Genomic DNA, 18365 nt, shown 5'->3' with positions numbered 1-18365 from the left:
TTATATTGCAGCATCCAATCTTTCTGAACGGACAATACATTTGAATAATTCAAACTAAAAATTTTTACAAATGAATTCAGGCGTTATAAAAAAAACATTTTTCATCTTACTTCTCACATTTTATATCACAAACATTTCGGCGCAATCCAGCCATGTTTTATGGTACAATCAGCCAGCGGAATATTTTGAAGAAAGCCTCGTTTTAGGAAACGGAAAAATGGGAGCAACCGTTTTTGGCGGAGTGAATTCAGACAAAATTTATCTGAACGATATTACACTTTGGTCGGGAGAACCTGTAAATGCAAACATGAATCCCGAAGCATATAAAAATCTTCCTGCAATTCGTGAAGCGCTTCAAAACGAAAACTACAAACTGGCCGAAGAGCTAAACAAAAAAATCCAGGGAAAAAACTCGGAGAAGTATGCACCTTTAGGGACAATAGAAATTACCAGTCCCAACAGAGGAAAAGCAACTAATTATCATAGAGAACTGGATATTTCAAAAGCAGTTTCAAAAGTGACTTACGAAATCGACGGCGTAAAATTTACCAGAGAATATTTTGTTTCAGCACCGGATCAAATTATGATTATCAAATTGACCAGCAGCCAAAAGGGAACTTTAAATTTTGATATCAATTTGAGCAGTTTACTAAAATCAAATGTTGAGGTTAAAGACAATGTTTTGTCACTGAGTGGAAAGGCGCCGCTAAATGAACATGTAGGTTATACCGTTCTTCCAAAATATCTTGAAATAAAAGAAAGAGGAACACGATTTACAACCCTGATGAAAATCAAAAATACAGATGGAGCAATTATTGCCTCAGACAAAACATTGGGCGTGAAAAACGCAACTGAAGCTGTAATTTATGTTTCAATAGCCACAAGTTTCAATGGTTTCGACAAAAATCCTGCGACAGAAGGTCTAAACGATAAAACAATTGCATCCAAAAGCCTAAAAAAAGCTTTTGCAAAATCATTCGATAAATTGAAAAGCTCTCACGTTGCCGATTATAAGAAATTCTACAACCGTGTTCATTTGGATTTAGGAAAAACAACAGCTCCTGATTTGGCAACAGATGAACGTTTATTACGATATTCTGAAGGTAAAGAAGATAAAAACCTCGAGATCCTTTATTTCAATTACGGGCGTTATCTGCTCATCAGTTCTTCCAGAACAAAGGGCGTTCCGGCTAATTTACAGGGACTTTGGAATCCGCATCTGAGTCCGCCATGGAGCAGTAACTACACGATGAACATTAATGTTGAGGAAAATTACTGGCTGGCAGAAAATACCAATCTTTCAGAAATGCATCTGCCATTATTGAGTTTTATAAAAAATCTTTCGGTAACCGGAAAAATTACAGCTAAGACTTTTTATGGAGTTGATAAAGGCTGGGCAGCTGGGCATAATTCAGATATCTGGGCCATGACGAATCCGGTTGGACAATTCGGAAAAGAAGATCCAATGTGGGCATGCTGGCCAATGGCTGGAGCATGGCTGAGTACTCATATTTGGGAACATTATATTTTTACTCAGGATAAAGATTATTTAAAAAATGAAGGCTATCAGTTGATGAAAGGCGCAGCCGAATTTTGTATGGGTTGGTTGGTAGAAGATAAAAACGGAAATTTGATTACAGCTCCATCAACTTCTCCCGAAAATCAATATAAATTAGCTGATGGTTTTGTGGGAGCGACAATGTACGGTGGAACAGCCGACCTGGCAATGATTCGTGAATGTTTTGATAAAACGATTAAAGCTGCTAAGATTTTAAATGTTGATGCTGAATTTGTAAAAAAGATGGAAGCTGATTTAGCGAATTTACATCCGTATCAAATTGGCAAAAAAGGCAATTTACAGGAATGGTATTTTGATTGGGAAGATAAAGATCCAAAACACCGTCACCAATCCCAATTATTCGGACTGTTTCCGGGGGATCATATTACACCTTTAAAAACCCCGGATTTGGCTGAAGCTTCCAAAAAAATATTAGAAATAAAAGGTGATGAAACTACAGGCTGGTCAAAAGGCTGGCGAATTAATCTCTGGGCAAGACTCTGGGATGGAAACAGAGCCTATAAAATGTACCGTGAATTACTTCGTTACGTAGATCCGGACGGAAAAAAAACCGAAAAGCCAAGAAGGGGAGGAGGAACCTATCCGAATTTATTCGACGCGCATCCGCCATTTCAAATTGATGGAAATTTTGGCGGCGCAGCTGCTGTAGCCGAAATGCTGGTTCAGTCAGATGAAAACGAAATCAGATTATTGCCTGCTTTACCGGATGCCTGGGAAAGCGGTTCAGTAAAAGGTATCTGTGCCCGTGGTGGTTTTGAAATTGAAATGACCTGGAGTAATAAAATGGTTATGACATTAACTATTTCATCAAAAAATGGAGGTAAAACTTCAGTCATTTATGGAGAAAATAAGCGAGAAATCGACTTGAAAAAGGGAGAAAAGAAAATACTTCAATTGTGGATTAAAGAGAAAAAATAATTAATATTTTAAACCCGACAAGTTTTAAAAACCTGTCGGGTTTGCTTTTAATTAACCTAATCAACTAAATCAATCTAATTTGTAATTATACCCTAATTGTAAATAAAAAGGAACTAAAGGAGAAGTCTTAAAGTCCTCTGTCATAACTTTTCCAGCGCGTAAGGTAATATCACTTCGGTTAAACGAATAGCCACCCTGAATTCCAAAATTGAAGTTCCCACCGGTTGCAGGTTCAAACCAGCCATTTTTTACATCCGGATAAACATCTGTATAAATGTCTGCATGTTTAAAATGTGTTACAATGGCTTTATCAAAACCAAATTCGCCGGCTGCAAACCATTTAGGTTTGTAATAACCGATTATTGCTGTTGCATCGGCACCAAAATTCTGCAGAGTGACCAGCGGATTTCCGTAGCGTCTGTAAATTCCGTGTACAGCAGCGTTGAAATTGAAATTTTCAATCTGGTACAGGTTAATTTGCCCGCCTATTTTAGTTTTAAAATCATCCAAAATAACTTCACCCGAAGCAAAAGAAACAGAACCTTCGAGAACCATAGGTATTTTGGTTTCTAATCTATAAGCGTATCCTATTCCGTAAACAAAACCATATTCCCAGCCGGTGTTTGCATTTAAGATATGTTTTTGTTCGTTTTGAAGACTTTTCCAGTTAATGGTCTGTGAGTGTAAAATGTTGAATGTAAAAAGTGAAATGAGAAATGTAATGAGTATCAATATTGGTTTCATGGCAAATTATTTTAGTTCGTTTAAATAATTCAACACTATCGGATGTACATTCTCCCATTTAAAATAAATCATTTCATGACCGGTTCCTTTTACTTCTTCAATCTGTGCATTTCTAAAATACATGGCTTCTTTGCGGGCGAAATGGTAACCGTAGGATTTGTTCATTTCTCCGAACAAAAACAAAACTTTTGTATCATATTGTGTTAAATTGGTAGTAAAATCAAAACCATCATTTTCGGCAATATCTATGAAACCGTTCAGTACTGCTGTACCCATTCTCCAGAAAGGAGATGGTCCTTCAATTCCTTCATCGTTTCCTTTCGCATAGGAAAAACTGGTAGAAATCCCCATTTTATAATCCAGGATTTCGTGTTCGTTTTCTTTTCCGGTTAAAAACTGATCCATATAGAATAAGTCACTCGTGGCTTCAGAAAATAAATTTAGTTTTCGGCTTGACTCCCCATATTCATCCAATAGTTTTTTATTGAGTCCGCCGGGTTCAGCGAGAATGACTCCGTTGATAAGAGCCGGATACGTATTTACATAAGCTGTAGCAAGCATAGCTCCCCACGAATGCCCGAACAGAAACACTTTCTGAGTATTAGAGGTGCGGTAATGCGCAATGACCCCAGTAAGGTCGTCCAGAACCAATTGAATGGAATAACTATTTTGGTCGTGTCTTTTGGATAAACCCGAACCTCTCTGGTCATAAAAAATTACATAATAACCGTCGTCCGCAAGGTCTTTCGCATTTAGGGAACTGCGATAGTCAGAACCTGGGCCACCGTGTAGAAATACGACCATTGGATTGTTCGGGTTTCCAAAAGTTTCAGCGTGAAGCTGCGTGCCATTAATAGAAATTGAGGGGATTGATGAATCCTGATCGACTGTTTTTGGAACCAGGTTTCCGGGTTGATCGATAGAATTTTCTTCTTCACATCCTAAAAAGAAGAAAACAGAAACAGCCATTGCTATCGCAGAGAGAACTTTGTTTTTCATTGCATAATTTTTTAAAAATTTCTGCAAAGATGGACACTGACAGAGTGCCGGTCGCCCCAACTTGTAAGGTGGTTCTCTTTTATTTCAAATATTCTGAAGGAGAACGTCCTGTTACTTTTTTAAAATTACGGTTGAAAGCAGTTTTAGAATTAAAGCCACATTCGAAAGCCAAAGAAAGCAAAGTGAATTTTTGATTTTCTGAAAACGCTATGATTCTTTTGAATTCTTCAACCCGCTGATAATTGATATAATCGTAAAAGTTTTTTTGCTCCGCAGAATTAATTACCTGCGAAAGGATATTGGGGTGTACGTTTAACTTTTGCGCCAATTCCGCTAAAGTCAGTTCAGAGTTTTTATACAGTTTTTCTTCCTGCATTAACTGATTCAGTTTTTTGTGAATGGACTGAAGTTCTGAATCGCTTAAACCAGATTTTTCATATTTGATCTTCTCTGATTGATTTTCAGCAGAAACAGTTTCTAAAGCTAAAGCTTCAGTTTCACTGTTTTCAGAAATGGGTTTGTTGGTAAAAATTCCAACCTGTTTTATTCCAAAATACCCAATAAAAAACAAATAAATCACAACGGTCGAAAATATATATGGATCATCGCAAAAAATAACCACTACCCAAATAATACCCGATCCTAAAATTAAATAACTCAGCCATCTCAGGTTAATTTTTTCGGTAAAAGAAAATTGCTCGGTAATGTTTTTACGATGTTTGGAAAGTTTTTGCAAAGAAAGCAGCGCATATAAAATTCCTGAAATAATGACTGAAATGTATACAACAAGAAGTAATGACTCATAACCTTTGCCTTCATTTTTATAAATATCTATTTTTTCATCAGAAGACAAACCAAAAAAAGGAAGGAGCAGTAGTATAGCAATTAAAAAAGGAACAAAATGAAACAGATTATACTTTTTATTGTAATCCTGATTTGTTAAAGCGGAAGTGTACAAGTATAAAAAAGGCCCCTGAACCAATGGCATCGGAATTTCAAATCCAAGTAAAAAAGGGAATTCTGTATATTCATTATTAAAATGCAGGTAAAATAAAATCAGGTGAAAACCTGTAAAAAATAGCCAGAGCGCTAAGGTTTTATCAGCTTCACTTTTATTTTTTTTGCTGGTTAAAATAACAACTAAAAAAAAGGTAATTATAATTCCCGTTAAATAAAACATACCTGCGCAAGGCTTTTAGTTAAACAATTCCTAAAACGAAGCAATATAATTTATTTATGCAGAATAATAGTTTTGAAAAAGTAAAATATTCTACAGAATAGCTGATTAACAAAACAGTAGAGTTGATAATTGCAGAACAATCTAATTTTACTAACTTTGATAAATATATTTTATAATTATGTCTTACAATCCAACAACGGTTGCGAATTATTTTATAGATAAATATTCCAAAACAGGAAATCTTACCCCTATGAAAATAATCAAGCTAACTTATATTGCGTATGGCTGGTACCTGGCCCTGACAGATAAACAACAAAGACTGATTGATGAAAACCCGATTGCCTGGGATTTTGGCCCTGTTTTTCCTTCTTTGTATTACAGTATCAAACAATACAAAAAAGAAAAAATTACTGAGAAGATTCCAAATGTTATCAAAAATGAAAGAATCTCAAGTGAAGATGAACAGTTTTTAGACAAGATATGGGAGGTATACGGAAGATTTGACGGAGTGTATTTAAGTGCTTTAACACATATTGATGGAACTCCCTGGCAAAAAGTATATCGAAAAGATTTGAATGCTGTTATTTCTGATGACGATATTTTTGAGCATTATAAAAAGTTAAAACCAATTTCTAACTAAGATGTCATTACTCAATTTAAGCCAGATTTCTATTGAAAATAGTGCGGCAGTTAGTCCTGTAGATATCGATAATGCCCGTATACAAAATCAAATCCTTGAAGACAGGCTGGGAAATGCAAAACTGGGACGTTTCATCGAAGACACTATCTTAAGAAGATATCTTACTTATATTTTCTCTTTTATTATTTTCCTGTGGCTGGCAGCTGTAATCTCCATTTTATATTTTAATCATAATCTGTTGGAACTGAATCTTTCAGAAAATGTACTGATAACTTTATTGACAACATCATCTGTAAACGTAATCGGAATGATGCTGATTATTCTGAAAAATTTATTTCCTCAGGCACCAAATTAGAGCCGTTAGCTAAATCTCTTTGTAAGTAACGGCCAAAACTAATTACTCTTCACTAATCACTAAAGGACTAAATACTTCATTATTCTTTTTCCGCTGATTTTTCAGCATTCGCTTTTTTAAGTTTTTCATATCCTTTTTCAATCGAAGGATATACAAAAGCGGCTACTTTTTTAATCGGATTATAAAAAATATAATGGTCTAAAGTTTCTTTTTTAGCGAAAGTGTTATTGAAATTAATTTTTTCAAACAGCGCTATAAAAATACTTATGATCAAAACGGTTTTCAAGACCCTGAAAAACCCTCCCCCCAATTTGTTTATCCATCCCAAATAAGCAAAATCAGCTATTCCGGTTAAAATTTTAGCTAAGAAATAAACCCCTATTACGACTAAAATAAATGTGAGGATAAAAGCGGTTACCTGAACGGTGTTCGGGTTCCAGGAAACATATTTTATAATGATGTTTTTTAGAAAAGACGAGAATTTAATGGCTATATAAATTCCTAAGAGTAAAGAAATAAAAGATGCTACTTCTACAAAAAGACCATTTCTGATGCCTTTATACAGGCTAAAAGCCAAAAGTGCTCCCAAAATTATATCGAAAAAACTCATATTTTATCTTTGTTTTAATGAGGCGCAAATATAAAAGAATTTATCAGGGATATGTTCTCAAATTTCAACTCCGTATCTTTGTAAGCTAAATTTTATGGTTTTGTGATTTATAATTCACAATTCATAATTTATAATTACTAAGAAATGTCAAGGGATACACAACTAAAAGAGCGCTGGGAAAAGCTCGTCAATATATTATCCAATCAGTTTTCGCAGGGCGAAGATTTAGACTTGGATTCCATAATTTATCTTATCGGGGTTCAGGAACTCGGAAAAGTTCACCGTGAATTTAAAAAAGATGAAAAACTGAACCTGATGCATATTGCAATCTGCAGATTGTTGGAACCATACGGTTTTTATGAGTTCGAATATTTCGACGCAGATGGCTGGCCGCATTACAAAGTAAAAGAACAATTGCCTGCATTAAAAGCCGGAGAACAATCGGTCTTGATGAAAGAAGCGATTGTAAATTATTTTTTAGAAAGAGAAGTTATTGATTAATTTTGGATTAGATCAAAATACGAAAATGTGCAGATACGCAGCAACTTCATATAAACCCCATTACGCTTGTTTTAATTGCCGAAAGACATTTAAAAGACGATTAATGAGTGATATAAAAAAGCGAAAAGAATCTGTTTTTGAAGCCAAATGTCCGCAATGTTCAGAATTAATGGCTAACATGGGGCTTGATTTTGAATCGCCTAAAAAAGATGATATTAAAAAGTGGGAGCATATTAAAAGCTTATATACTGTTGGAATTACGTTTCATTCCTGTGGTTGTGGCGGACCAGGTTATATTCCAAATTCAAAACCAAAATTAATTGAATATTTTGAAGAGATAAAAGATACGTATTTTAAAAATCTTAATTTTTGGCAAAACAGAAGAGAACCTTCAACAAAGAAAGAAAAGGAAAAAGAAAATCAAAAGAATTGGTTTGAATTGAATCAGGTATCTTCAAATTATAAAAATGAAGTTGTTAGAAATCAGGAAGGAATTAATTATTGGCTGGAAAAAGTAAAAGAAATTGAAAGTAAAATCAGTCTGATAAAATAGATAAAGAGTTTTAAAGGGAAACTTTAAGCTTAAGACATTATACTTGAAACAAATTCCTTAAATTTGTCCCCTCAATTGTAGAATGGAAATGATAGACAAGATAAAAGAACATATAGAGGAAGCTAAAGCCTTTAATGAAAAAAATAAAGAATCTTTAGAGAAGTTCCGTATTAAATATTTAGGCAGTAAAGGTTTAGTAAAAGAACTTTTTAATGAGTTCAGAAATATTCCGAATGATCAGAAAAAAGATTTTGGTCAAGTGATGAATACCTTAAAAGCGGTTGCTGAAGAAAGAGTAAAAGCTATTCAGGAAGAATTGGAAAGCAAAGAAGAAGTAAAAGGCTTTTTTGGAGATTTGACACGTTCGCCTGAGCCCGTAATTATTGGTTCACGTCATCCTATTTCGATTGTTAAAAATCAGATTATTGATATTTTTGCGAATATCGGTTTCAATGTTTCCGAAGGTCCGGAAATCGAAGACGACTGGCATAATTTTACGGCATTAAACTTACCGGAATACCATCCGGCGCGTGATATGCAGGATACGTTCTTTATTCAGACTAATCCTGATGTGCTGTTGCGTACGCATACATCATCTGTTCAGGTGCGTTACATGGAAAATCACAAACCGCCAATCCGTACGATTTCTCCGGGACGTGTTTTTCGTAATGAAGCCATTTCGTCACGTTCACACTGTATTTTCCATCAGGTAGAAGGATTGTACATTGACAAAGATGTTTCTTTTGCCGATTTAAAACAGACTTTGCTGTATTTCACCAAAGAAATGTTCGGGAAATCTAAGATTCGTCTACGCCCTTCATACTTTCCGTTTACAGAACCAAGTGCAGAAATTGATATTTACTGGGGCTTAAAAACCGAGACCGATTACCGTATCACAAAAGGAACAGGCTGGCTGGAAATTGGAGGCTGCGGAATGGTAGATCCAAACGTTCTTAAAAACTGTGATATCAACCCTGATGAATACAACGGTTTTGCTTTCGGAATGGGAGTAGAGCGTATTGCGATGCTGCTGTACCAAATTGGAGATATCCGTATGTTTTACGAAAATGATGTTCGCTTCTTAGAGCAATTCAAAGCAAATATTTAAAATAAAAATTATAAGTGAAAAGTGATTAGTTAGAAGTTCTGCTTCCTAATCACTTTTTACATTTTACAGTTTACGAAAAATGAAAAAAGATATTGTTATTCCCGAAGTTGAAAATGTATTCTTAGCTGCCGTTCAGGAATGGAGTGATGACTTTATGGAAAAAGTCTGGTATGCTTATTTAGTAAACGACAGCGACTTCAATTTAGACAGCGTAATGGTAGTTTCAAAAGCTTTTGGAACCATAGACGGCGAAATGAAAAAAACGTCTATCTTACGTCATGCCTTTGTTGAGGTTCCTGCAGTTTCTGTAGTTAAGATTGAAATGATTGAAAAAAGCCTTTTGGTTTTGAACAATGAATTTATGGTTACTTTCTTTATTGGAAACACGTTATACGATAAGAAATTTATCTTCAAATCAAACTTAATCAACGAAAACAACACTGAGGAAGTGCCGATTTTGTTTGTTGAAGGGGTTATGGTAAAATAATTTATCTAAGATATTTTGTCAGATCGAACGGAGTCGAGATGTTTCGTAGGTTCTCGACTCCGCTCGAACTGATACAATAGGATACAGTTTTAAAACTTATAAACCTTCTCAGGTGTCACACAATAATCCAGTTTTACATCCGATTCAAAAATATCATCAATCTGATCTACTGCTTCAAAAAAAGAAAGCCCGATTTTGATGGTTTCCGGATTGCATTCGGCTAAAAATTTATCATAAAACCCTTTTCCGTAGCCAATACGGTTTCCAAAGACATCAAAAGCTAAAAGCGGCACAAAAACAACTTCAATAGTTTGAGAAGTAACAGACAGACCATTTACAGGTTCGGGAATATTGTATTCGTTTTTTTTGATTTTGGTATTGTCTGTCAGTAAAAAGTGCGACATGATCCGGGTTTCAAAATCACTTTTTGAAATCACGATTTCTTTGTCCTTTCCGGAAAGGAGGTGCAAAATATACTCAGTGTTGATTTCTTTTTGCTCCATAATAGGAAGAAAAACATGGTAATAGGTTTTATCCCAAATTGGTAAGGAGATTAATTGATTGCTTATTTCAAGACTTTTTTCTTCAATATCTTCCTGAGTAAGTTCTTTTCGGAGGTTTTTATAATGTAATCGAAGTTCTTTTTTAGTCGTCGGCATTGTCGTCTACATTTTTAGAAATATGGTAAATAGCATCGCCTTCATAAACAATTGGCGAATGATTGGCATTGATAACAAAACCGTCATGTGGTGCTTTTACTTTTTGCTCAAATTTACCAAATGGGTCGGTAATAATCGCTAAAATGGTTCCTTTCGTAACAAACCGGCTTACCATATTGTAATCGTGTAATAACCCGGATTGTTTTGCTCTTAGCCAGACTGAATTTTTAATATAAATAGAAGGGAAATCGGCTTTTTCAACAATATGTTTCGGGTCGAGCATGTTTAAATAATCGAGCAGACGTTTGGTGCCTTTTATGCCTTCATTGGCAACCGGGTCATTAATATCCAATGATTTTCCGCCCTCAAAAAGCAGCATTTTAACATTGGCTTTTTCTGATGTATTTCTAAAAGAACCATTGATGTTTTTCGAGTATAAGGTAAACGGCGCATTAAAAACATCTGCCAGAAGTTTTAATTCGGGATTGTTTTCTGTAATTCTGATCTGAGGCGCATTAAAACGACTGGCGCCACCGGCATGAAAATCGACCGCATAATCAATAATAGGCAATATCTGATTGGTAATATGAAAAGCGAAACGACTGGCCAGTGATCCCTTTTTGCTTCCCGGGAAAACACGGTTCAGGTCGCGTCCGTCAGGAAATTCCCTTGATTTGTTGACAAAACCGTAAATATTAATAATCGGAATACAGATAATAGTTCCTCTTGTGGGGCGGTTTATTTTTTTACTGATAATCTGACGTACAACTTCGACACCATTTATTTCATCACCATGAATTCCGGCTGAAAATAAAACTACCGGTCCTTCAATCTTAGATCTTCGAACAATAATGGGTATATTAAGTTTGGTTGTAGTATGCAATCTCGCGATTTCTACATTGATCGTTTTGTTTTCTCCGGGCAAAATCGATTCGCCAAAAAGAACCATTGGGGCATTGTTTTTCATGTCGGATTTTAAACAGGCTCTAAATATAGAAATTATTCTTTTGATTTCGTAAATTTGAAAAGATTTCAGTGTTAAGCTTTCCTATGCGAATCGGAATGATTTTTGACAAAACTCTATTATATCTTCAGAAAAGAATACAATGCAAATACCGTCTTTAGAACTTCAGATTCAAACCCTGCCGGACAATCCCGGTGTATATCAATATTATGATAAGGACGGAAAGATATTGTATGTTGGAAAAGCCAAAAACCTAAAGAAAAGGGTTTCTTCCTATTTCAATAAAATTCATGACACAAGGAAGACCAATGTACTGGTAAAAAAAATTATTACCATAAAACACATTGTTGTCCCTACTGAAACCGATGCGCTTTTATTAGAAAACAACCTGATCAAAACTTTGCAGCCACGTTATAATGTGCTGCTTCGTGATGACAAAAGCTATCCCTGGATCTGTATCAAAAAAGAGCCTTTTTCGAGAATATTCCTGACCCGAAGAATGATAAAGGACGGATCCGAATATTTTGGTCCGTATACCAATTTCAAAATGGTATATACAATTTTAGATTTAATCAAAGAATTGTATCCGTTAAGAACATGCAATTATGATTTGAGTGAATCGAATATCAATTCGGGAAAATTTAAGGTTTGTCTGGAATATCATATTGGAAATTGCAAAGGCCCTTGTGAAGGCTTAGAACCTTTGGAAGAATATCAAAGACAAGTCAATGCCATTCGTGAAATCCTGAAAGGGAATTTTAAAGAAAGTTTAAAGGATTTCAGGAAATTGATGAACACTTATGCGCAGAATTTACAATTTGAGGAAGCACAGAAAATAAAGGAAAAAATTGAAATTCTTGAAAATTACCAATCCAGATCAACCATCATCAATCCGAAGATTACCAATATCGATGTCTTTTCGATTGTGTCTGATGAAAGTGCGGCTTATGTTAACTTTTTGCAGATTTCGCACGGATCGATCATTCGTTCGCATACTTTAGAAATGAAGAAAAAGCTGGATGAAAGTGATGAGGAATTATTAGAATTGGCCATTGTAGAACTGCGTGAACGATTTCAGTTATTATCAAAAGAAATCATTGTTCCTTTTGAACTGGATTTAGGTGAAAACATAAAAATAACCGTTCCGCAATTGGGTGATAAAAAGCAAATTCTTGATTTGTCAATCCGGAATGCCAAATTCTACCGAATTGAACAACTGAAACAATTACAGATCGTGGATCCTGACAGGCATGTCAACCGAATCATGGCGCAAATGCAGAAAGATCTGCGTTTGCCAACAGAGCCACGACATATTGAATGTTTTGATAACTCGAATATTCAGGGAACAAATCCGGTGGCAGCCTGTGTCGTTTTTAAAGACGGAAAACCAAGCAAGAAAGATTACCGTCATTTTAATGTAAAAACTGTTGTGGGGCCTGATGATTTCGCTTCTATGACCGAAATTGTATACCGCCGTTATAAAAGACTGCTGGACGAAAACGAACCGCTTCCGCAGCTTATTATTATCGATGGAGGAAAAGGACAGTTGTCAGCTGCCCTGAAAAGTATTGATGAATTAGGTTTACGTGGTAAAATAGCCATTATCGGAATAGCGAAACGTCTTGAAGAACTGTTTTATCCCGGTGATTCGATTCCGCTGTATCTCGATAAAAAGTCAGAAACGCTTAAAGTTATTCAGCAATTACGAAACGAAGCGCATAGGTTCGGAATCACTTTTCACCGTGACAAACGCAGCAAAGCCGCCCTTAATTCGTCTGTCGAAAGTATTCCGGGAATTGGAGAAAAAACAATGCTTACGTTAATTCAGCATTTCAAAAGTGTTAAAAGATTGAAATTGGCTACAGAAAAAGAAATTTCTGATGTAATAGGTGTATCAAAAGCCAAAAAAATTGTCGAATTTTACAAAACCAATTAGCACGTTTTTTATGCGCCTAATCCAGCTGTCCATTTCAAATACTCGGTCAAAAAGCTTTTTTTCAATTGCAAAAAAAGGAGCTTCTGTGGTCGCTCTTTTTTTACAGGAAAAAATAGCTTTTTGTCTCTCGCAGTTTTCCATTTCCATCTGGGGCTGGGCATTGGTGCTTTTTATATGTTTAGTACTTACTCCACAAAATTCTTTTTCACAGGAAAAAAAACAAGACAGCATAAAAAAAAGACCAAAAATAGGTCTGGTTTTAAGCGGTGGCGGGGCCAAAGGATTTGCGCATATTGGAGTTTTAAAGGTTTTAGAAGAAGCCGGAATCAGGGTGGATTATATAGGTGGAACCAGTATGGGGGCTGTTATAGGGGGGCTTTATGCAACAGGATATAATGCTTCACAAATTGACTCTATTTTCAAACAAACCAATTTTGATGAATTAATTAATGACTATATCCCCAGGGCTTCCAAAAATTTCTACGGTAAACGAAATGACGAGCTTTATGCGATTGTATTGCCTTTTAGCCATTTAAAGGTTGGGATTCCGGAAGCACTTTCAAAAGGGATGTACAACTATAATTTGTTGAGCAGTCTCACCCGTAATGTGCGGCACGTTCGGGATTTTAATAAACTGCCAATCCCTTTTTTATGTATTGGAACTGATATCGAAACAGGTCAGGAAGTACTGCTTAACAAGGGTAATCTGGCTCAGGCGATGGTGGCAAGTGCCGCTTTTCCGTCCTTATTTTCACCTGTTGAAGTAGATGGAAAATTATTGGTTGACGGAGGTGTTGTGAATAATTACCCGATTAAGGAAGTTCGTGATTTAGGAGCAGATATTATCATTGGAGTAGATGTTCAGGATGATTTGCTGACCAGAAAGGGCCTCAAAAATGCTACACGGATTCTGGTTCAGATTACGAATCTTCAGTCGATTGAAAAAATGAAAGCCAAGAGGGCAGATACCGATATTTATATCAAACCGGATATTCGTGATTTCGGTGTTATTTCATTTGATAAAGGCGGACAAATTATCAGAAGAGGCGAAGATGCCACATTTGAAGTTTATGAAAAAATTAAAGCTCTGGCAGACGGACAAAATTTTTATAAGAAGCCCAAATTAAAAATTGCTTCGGATACGCTGGAGATTAAAAAAATAAACAATACAAGGCTGAAGGATTATACGAAAGAATACTTAACAAGCAAGCTCCGTTTTAAGCCTGGCAGTACCATAACTTATGAAGATCTTCGCGTAGGAATAAACAATATAGATGCCACACACAACTTTAGCGCTATTTCCTATTCGCTTGAGCCAAACGGCAATAAAGATGATTTGAATCTGGTTCTGAAAGAAAATCCAACACACACTTATTTGAAACTGGGACTTCATTATGACGGCCTTTACAAAAGCGCGGTTTTGTTAAACCTGACCCACAGAAAAACATTTTTAAAAAACGATAATACTTCACTGGATATTATTCTGGGGGATAATTTCAGGTACGATTTTAATTATTACGTCGAAAACGGTTTTAACATCAGTTTTGGTTTCAACTCCAGGCTGAATCAGTTCAACCGCAATGTAACGGAGAGCATCAGTAATCAAATGAGTGGTAATCCCAGTGATAATCTGATCAATGTTGATTTTTTGGACATCTCGAATCAGGCCTATTTTCAAACTATTTTCGTGCAAAAATTTCTTATGGGCGGTGGACTTGAATATAAATTTTTAAAAATAAAATCACCCACACTGGACACCAACTCGGTAATTGACGAAAGCAATTATTTTAGTGTTTTCGGATATTTAAAATACGATTCTTTTGATAATAAAAGTTTTCCAAGATCAGGCTGGTATTTTTCAGGAGATATTCAGACTTATCTGGCTTCATCTAATTATACACATCAGTTCAATCCTTTTTCCACTGCAAAAGCTGAAATTGGGATTGCAAGAACGGTTTTTAACAGGGCAACTATAAAATTTCAGTCTGATGCAGGATTTGCATTCGGAAATGACAGCGTACCTTTTTTTGATTACATTCTGGGAGGATATGGTTATAATAAGGTAAATAATTTCAATTATTTTTATGGATATGATTTCCTGAGCATTGCCGGTGACAGCTATATAAAAGCCGGTATAACTTTCGATTATGAAATATTTAGAAAAAATCACCTTAATTTTTCTGCCAATTATGCTAATCTGGGTGATGATCTTTTTAGTACAGTAGACTGGATCGATATGCCTAAATATTCCGGTTATGCAGTAGGATATGGATTGGAAACTATTATTGGCCCAATAGAAGTAAAATATTCATGGTCTCCTGAAAATCCAAAAGGGTATACTTGGTTCAACATTGGATTTTTGTTTTAATTTGTAATTTAACTCAATAAAAATTACGATATTTGTTGTAATGAAAACAAAATGGACAGGTTTATTAGAGTATCTTCAATTCCTTATCAAGAGAAATCCTGAGTAAACGGCCGAATTGAGATGATTAGTCAATTATAAAATTGAACTGATTATCTGTTCACACAATTCAATTTTCGAATTATCTAATTTACAAATTATCTAATTGAAAAGCCATGCCATTATACCATAAACTCGGAAACTTTCCGCAAAAGCGACACACCCAGTTTGAAAAACCAGACGGTGGTTTTTACTATGAACAATTGTTTGGGACTGAAGGTTTTCATGGACATTCATCATTGTCTTACCATATTCACAGACCAACACAGGTCAAAGAAATTTTAAATTCTTATTCGGTTGAACCAAAAATTGCAATCGAAAAAAATATAAAATCACTGCTTTTTAAAGGTTTTGAATTAAAACCTGAAAATGACTTTTTAGACAGCCGAAAAGCAATGCTTCTAAATAAAGATTGCATCATTGGTTTGGCAGCCCCAAAAGAATCGCTTCGAAATTATTTCTATAAAAATGCCGATGCCGATGAAATGATTTTCATCCATAAAGGAAAAGGAAAATTAAGAACAATGCTAGGGAATATTCCTTTTGAATATGGTGATTATCTGATTATCCCACGCGGGATCATTTATCAAATAGATTTCGATACAGAAGATAATCGTCTGTTTTATGTAGAATCTTATTCCCCTTTTTATACTCCAAAGCGTTATAAAAACCAGTCTGGTCAGCATTTAGAGCATTCTCCATTTTGCGAACGCGATTTTATTTTGCCAAACGAATTAGAAACATATGATCAAAAAGGTGACTTTTTAATTAAAATCAAAAAAGAGGGAATGATTCATGAAGTGGTTTATGCTACTCATCCTTTTGATGTCGTGGGCTGGGACGGCTACAATTTTCCATACGGTTTCTCTATTCACAATTTCGAACCTATAACGGGACGCGTCCACCAGCCGCCGCCAGTACATCAAACTTTTGAAACGGCAGCTTTTGTTGTTTGCTCTTTTTGCCCAAGACTTTATGATTATCATCCAAAAGCAATTCCGGCACCTTATAATCACAGCAATATCGATTCTGATGAAGTATTATATTATGTAGATGGCGATTTTATGAGCCGTAATAATATCGAGCAGGGGCATATCACGTTACACCCGAAAGGAATTCCGCATGGTCCTGCACCAGGCGCAATGGAACGCAGCATCGGTCATAAAGAAACGCAGGAATTAGCTGTTATGGTTGATACGTTTCGTCCGCTTATGGTTACTGAAGAAGCAATGGGGCTTGATGATGGTCGGTATTATAAATCGTGGACTGAGTAATTCATTGCGAGGAACGAAGCAATCTCACTAGCAAGATAGTTTTAAGGAGCTATTCCTGCTATACATTCCAATCTTTTATTTTTTAGAGAAAAAAAGTAAAAGTATTCCCATTCCTATCAGGGCGAAAATCAAAATAACAATTTCGGTTCATCAAATATAGGATTAACCGATTAAACAAATAAACATCATGTCAAAAGAAATTAAATCAGTAGAATACGGATTAGAAAAAATATTCGAAGGAGCACAGGATTTCCTTCCGTTGTTAGGAACAGATTATGTAGAGTTTTACGTTGGAAATGCCAAACAATCGGCACACTATTATAAGACGGCTTTCGGTTATCAGTCATTGGCTTATGCAGGATTAGAAACCGGAGTAAAAGACAGAGCTTCCTATGTTTTGAAGCAGGACAAAATCAGGATTGTTTTGACTACGCCTCTTAATGCAGATTCTCCAATAACTGAACATCTGAAAAAACACGGCGACGGTGTAAAAGTGGCGGCACTTTGGGTTGAAGATGCAACGAAATCTTACGAAGAAACGATGAAGCGTGGAGCACGCTCTTTTATGGAACCAACCGTTGAGCAAGATGAATTTGGTCAGGTGGTTCGCTCCGGGATTTATACGTACGGAGAAACAGTTCACATTTTTGTGGAAAGAAAAAACTATAATGGCGTTTTCTTACCGGGTTACAAAGAATGGAAATCAGATTACAATCCGGAACCAACGGGATTAAAATATATAGATCACATGGTTGGTAATGTAGGCTGGAACGAGATGAATATCTGGGTAAAATTCTACGAAGATGTTATGGGATTCGTGAATTTTCTATCCTTTGATGACAAGCAAATTACGACGGAATATTCAGCATTGATGAGTAAGGTAATGTCAAACGGTAACGGAAGAATTAAATTTCCAATCAACGAACCGGCTGAAGGGAAGAAAAAGTCACAAATTGAGGAGTACCTGGATTTTTATGGAGGACCCGGAATTCAGCATATCGCCATTGCGACAGATGATATTATCAAAACCGTTTCGGCTTTGAGAGCACGGGGCGTTGAATTTTTATCGGCTCCTCCTCATACCTATTATCAAGCAATTCCGGAAAGATTAGGTGTTCATATGGAAATGATGAAAGAAGATTTAAACGAAATTGAAAAACTGGCTATCATGGTTGATGCTGACGAAGACGGGTACTTATTGCAGATATTTACAAAGCCGGTTCAGGACAGGCCAACGCTTTTCTTCGAAATAATCCAAAGAATGGGTGCAAAAGGCTTCGGTGCAGGTAACTTCAAAGCCCTTTTTGAGTCAATTGAAAGGGAGCAGGAGTTAAGGGGAACTTTGTAAAATTATGTTTTTTTTACATTATGTAAAAAAATCCCCTATAAATTGA

Annotated in this window: 17 protein-coding genes; 11 read left to right on the top strand and 6 right to left on the bottom strand. The window is 35.7% G+C overall.

Going from position 1 to position 18365, the window contains the following annotated elements:
• Positions 1-70 precede the first annotated feature (70 nt).
• Entirely contained in the window at positions 71-2497 is a 2427-nt protein-coding gene (locus GXM16_RS15940; RefSeq protein ID WP_163395475.1) for a glycoside hydrolase family 95 protein, read from the top strand.
• Positions 2498-2566: 69 nt separating this feature from the next.
• Here GXM16_RS15940 and GXM16_RS15935 read toward each other — a convergent pair whose 3' ends face one another.
• From GXM16_RS15935 to GXM16_RS15925, 3 genes are all read right to left on the bottom strand, one after another.
• Positions 2567-3241, bottom strand: a complete 675-nt coding sequence (locus GXM16_RS15935) for a hypothetical protein (RefSeq protein ID WP_163395474.1) — start codon at positions 3239-3241, stop codon at positions 2567-2569.
• 6 nt (positions 3242-3247) lie between these two features.
• Positions 3248-4240: an alpha/beta fold hydrolase gene (locus GXM16_RS15930; protein ID WP_163395473.1), complete on the bottom strand. Its 993-nt coding sequence runs from the start codon at positions 4238-4240 to the stop codon at positions 3248-3250.
• Between the two features lie 79 nt (positions 4241-4319).
• Entirely contained in the window at positions 4320-5420 is a 1101-nt protein-coding gene (locus GXM16_RS15925; protein ID WP_163395472.1) for a helix-turn-helix domain-containing protein, read from the bottom strand.
• Positions 5421-5598: 178 nt separating this feature from the next.
• Here GXM16_RS15925 and GXM16_RS15920 point away from each other — a divergent pair, with 178 nt between their 5' ends.
• Positions 5599-6060: a Panacea domain-containing protein gene (locus GXM16_RS15920; RefSeq protein WP_163395471.1), complete on the top strand. Its 462-nt coding sequence runs from the start codon at positions 5599-5601 to the stop codon at positions 6058-6060.
• A 1-nt stretch (position 6061) separates the two neighbouring features.
• On the top strand, positions 6062-6415 hold the full coding sequence (locus GXM16_RS15915) for a hypothetical protein (protein WP_163395470.1): 354 nt from the start codon (positions 6062-6064) through the stop codon (positions 6413-6415).
• A 79-nt stretch (positions 6416-6494) separates the two neighbouring features.
• Here GXM16_RS15915 and GXM16_RS15910 read toward each other — a convergent pair whose 3' ends face one another.
• The gene (locus tag GXM16_RS15910) at positions 6495-7025 is read right to left on the bottom strand and encodes a CvpA family protein (protein WP_163395469.1); all 531 of its coding nucleotides are present in this window, start codon (positions 7023-7025) and stop codon (positions 6495-6497) included.
• Positions 7026-7169: 144 nt separating this feature from the next.
• Between GXM16_RS15910 and GXM16_RS15905 the strand changes: the two genes are divergently transcribed.
• The 4 genes from GXM16_RS15905 to GXM16_RS15890 all read left to right on the top strand — a co-directional run bounded on the left by GXM16_RS15905 (position 7170) and on the right by GXM16_RS15890 (position 9674).
• Entirely contained in the window at positions 7170-7526 is a 357-nt protein-coding gene (locus GXM16_RS15905) for a hypothetical protein (RefSeq protein ID WP_163395468.1), read from the top strand.
• 103 nt (positions 7527-7629) lie between these two features.
• Positions 7630-8079, top strand: a complete 450-nt coding sequence (locus tag GXM16_RS15900) for a hypothetical protein (RefSeq protein WP_229684365.1) — start codon at positions 7630-7632, stop codon at positions 8077-8079.
• An 88-nt stretch (positions 8080-8167) separates the two neighbouring features.
• Positions 8168-9187, top strand: coding sequence for a phenylalanine--tRNA ligase subunit alpha (gene pheS / locus GXM16_RS15895; protein WP_163395466.1), 1020 nt, complete (start codon positions 8168-8170; stop codon positions 9185-9187).
• A gap of 79 nt (positions 9188-9266) precedes the next feature.
• On the top strand, positions 9267-9674 hold the full coding sequence (locus GXM16_RS15890; protein ID WP_163395465.1) for a hypothetical protein: 408 nt from the start codon (positions 9267-9269) through the stop codon (positions 9672-9674).
• Positions 9675-9763: 89 nt separating this feature from the next.
• On the opposite strand, the gene GXM16_RS15885 is transcribed toward GXM16_RS15890, so the two are convergent.
• A complete protein-coding gene (locus tag GXM16_RS15885; protein ID WP_163395464.1) occupies positions 9764-10333 on the bottom strand; it encodes a 5-formyltetrahydrofolate cyclo-ligase in 570 nt (189 codons plus the stop codon).
• The gene (locus GXM16_RS15880) at positions 10320-11300 is read right to left on the bottom strand and encodes a succinylglutamate desuccinylase/aspartoacylase family protein (protein ID WP_163395463.1); all 981 of its coding nucleotides are present in this window, start codon (positions 11298-11300) and stop codon (positions 10320-10322) included. The genes GXM16_RS15885 and GXM16_RS15880 overlap by 14 nt, the downstream gene beginning before the upstream one ends.
• Before the next feature lie 139 nt (positions 11301-11439).
• On the opposite strand from GXM16_RS15880, the gene uvrC reads away from it, so the two are divergent.
• From uvrC to hppD, 4 genes are all read left to right on the top strand, one after another.
• Positions 11440-13233 (top strand): excinuclease ABC subunit UvrC, encoded by a 1794-nt coding sequence (gene uvrC / locus GXM16_RS15875; RefSeq protein WP_163395462.1) that lies wholly within the window; start codon positions 11440-11442, stop codon positions 13231-13233.
• A gap of 85 nt (positions 13234-13318) precedes the next feature.
• A complete protein-coding gene (locus tag GXM16_RS15870) occupies positions 13319-15601 on the top strand; it encodes a patatin-like phospholipase family protein (RefSeq protein WP_229684364.1) in 2283 nt (760 codons plus the stop codon).
• Between the two features lie 212 nt (positions 15602-15813).
• Positions 15814-16971, top strand: coding sequence for a homogentisate 1,2-dioxygenase (locus tag GXM16_RS15865; protein ID WP_163395461.1), 1158 nt, complete (start codon positions 15814-15816; stop codon positions 16969-16971).
• A gap of 187 nt (positions 16972-17158) precedes the next feature.
• Positions 17159-18319, top strand: coding sequence for a 4-hydroxyphenylpyruvate dioxygenase (gene hppD / locus GXM16_RS15860; protein WP_163395460.1), 1161 nt, complete (start codon positions 17159-17161; stop codon positions 18317-18319).
• Positions 18320-18365: the final 46 nt, after the last annotated feature.

Origin of the sequence: Flavobacterium limi (genome assembly GCF_010645075.1) — a bacterium.
GTDB lineage: Bacteria > Bacteroidota > Bacteroidia > Flavobacteriales > Flavobacteriaceae > Flavobacterium > Flavobacterium limi.
This window is presented reverse-complemented; position numbering and strand designations above follow the sequence as displayed.

What these genes read in the sequence shown, in the direction of transcription:
- GXM16_RS15905 (WP_163395468.1), top strand. Translation starts at nt 7,170, where the DNA reads ATGTCAAGGGATACACAACTAAAAGAGCGCTGGGAAAAGCTCGTCAAT.
- uvrC (WP_163395462.1), top strand. Translation starts at nt 11,440, where the DNA reads ATGCAAATACCGTCTTTAGAACTTCAGATTCAAACCCTGCCGGACAAT.
- GXM16_RS15915 (WP_163395470.1), top strand. Translation starts at nt 6,062, where the DNA reads ATGTCATTACTCAATTTAAGCCAGATTTCTATTGAAAATAGTGCGGCA.
- GXM16_RS15880 (WP_163395463.1), bottom strand. Translation starts at nt 11,300, where the DNA reads ATGAAAAACAATGCCCCAATGGTTCTTTTTGGCGAATCGATTTTGCCC.
- GXM16_RS15865 (WP_163395461.1), top strand. Translation starts at nt 15,814, where the DNA reads ATGCCATTATACCATAAACTCGGAAACTTTCCGCAAAAGCGACACACC.
- hppD (WP_163395460.1), top strand. Translation starts at nt 17,159, where the DNA reads ATGTCAAAAGAAATTAAATCAGTAGAATACGGATTAGAAAAAATATTC.
- GXM16_RS15885 (WP_163395464.1), bottom strand. Translation starts at nt 10,333, where the DNA reads ATGCCGACGACTAAAAAAGAACTTCGATTACATTATAAAAACCTCCGA.
- GXM16_RS15925 (WP_163395472.1), bottom strand. Translation starts at nt 5,420, where the DNA reads ATGTTTTATTTAACGGGAATTATAATTACCTTTTTTTTAGTTGTTATT.
- GXM16_RS15930 (WP_163395473.1), bottom strand. Translation starts at nt 4,240, where the DNA reads ATGAAAAACAAAGTTCTCTCTGCGATAGCAATGGCTGTTTCTGTTTTC.
- GXM16_RS15935 (WP_163395474.1), bottom strand. Translation starts at nt 3,241, where the DNA reads ATGAAACCAATATTGATACTCATTACATTTCTCATTTCACTTTTTACA.
- GXM16_RS15940 (WP_163395475.1), top strand. Translation starts at nt 71, where the DNA reads ATGAATTCAGGCGTTATAAAAAAAACATTTTTCATCTTACTTCTCACA.
- GXM16_RS15920 (WP_163395471.1), top strand. Translation starts at nt 5,599, where the DNA reads ATGTCTTACAATCCAACAACGGTTGCGAATTATTTTATAGATAAATAT.
- GXM16_RS15910 (WP_163395469.1), bottom strand. Translation starts at nt 7,025, where the DNA reads ATGAGTTTTTTCGATATAATTTTGGGAGCACTTTTGGCTTTTAGCCTG.
- pheS (WP_163395466.1), top strand. Translation starts at nt 8,168, where the DNA reads ATGATAGACAAGATAAAAGAACATATAGAGGAAGCTAAAGCCTTTAAT.
- GXM16_RS15890 (WP_163395465.1), top strand. Translation starts at nt 9,267, where the DNA reads ATGAAAAAAGATATTGTTATTCCCGAAGTTGAAAATGTATTCTTAGCT.
- GXM16_RS15900 (WP_229684365.1), top strand. Translation starts at nt 7,630, where the DNA reads ATGAGTGATATAAAAAAGCGAAAAGAATCTGTTTTTGAAGCCAAATGT.